At 45.9% G+C, this 992-nt stretch carries 1 protein-coding gene; it reads left to right on the forward strand.

Annotated elements, in window-relative coordinates:
* The coding region (locus H7844_16010) for a filamentous hemagglutinin N-terminal domain-containing protein (protein ID MEO5358781.1) at positions 1 to 992 on the forward strand (992 nt) is incomplete at both ends.

The following is a 992-nucleotide window of genomic DNA, read 5'->3' on the forward strand; positions in this document are numbered from 1 at the left end:
GAATCTTCTATTTCAAATATAATTGCCAGAGTAACCGAAGGTGGTTCATCTTATATAGATGGGATGATTTCCTCCGCCATCTCAGGAGCAAACCTTTACTTTATAAATCCCTCCGGCGTAGTTTTCGGCAAAAACGCAAGCCTTGACATAAAGGGCTCTTTCTATGTAAGTACGGCGGATTATCTAAAACTTTCCGACGGTGGTAAGTTTAATGCTACAAATCCATCTGACACAGTATTAACGGTAGCCACCCCCTCGGCTTTTGGTTTTTTAACAAGTAATCCAACCGGCGTTTCAATAGAGGGCAGTTTCTTAGAGGTGGCGGAGGGAAAAGGGATTACACTTGTTGCCGGCGGTATAGACATAAAAAATGGTTATTTATATGCTCCCGGTGGGCAGATTAATCTTGCCGCTGTTGCCTCTGCCGGTGAGGCGGCTATTACATCATCCGGGATAAGCGTGGATGCTTTTTCAAACTTTGGCGATATTAATATATCTCATACCGATTCAACACGTCAAACAAGAAACGGTAACGCTATCGGCAATTTAGACGTAAGCAGTACCATTGCCGGTGCTGGTAATATATACATTTCAGGTGGAAAGTTCATCACTGACGGCGGACAGGTCTGTGCCGATACCTATGGAGGCGGCAACGGAGGCGGCATTAATATAAATGTTACAGGAGCTATAAGCGTTACCTCCGGCAGCCAGATAACTTCAAACACGTCGTCATCCGGCAAGGCCGGAGACATTACAATAACAACAGAAAGTTTAACCCTTACCGGTAACTCATTAATCGGAGCCTCGGCTTTAGAGGACAGCACCGGAGACGCCGGTAACGTTTCAATAAAAGCCTCCAGCACTGTTAATCTCTCAGGACACTACTACAATAACGGAGTGGACTCCTCAAGCGGAATATACACACATCGAATTGCTTCCGGTACAGGAGCATCCGCTGGATGCCTCATGGGGGTATCAGCCTGTAGGGTATT

Source organism: Nitrospirae bacterium YQR-1 (genome assembly GCA_039908095.1).
GTDB lineage: Bacteria > Nitrospirota > Thermodesulfovibrionia > Thermodesulfovibrionales > Magnetobacteriaceae > Magnetomonas.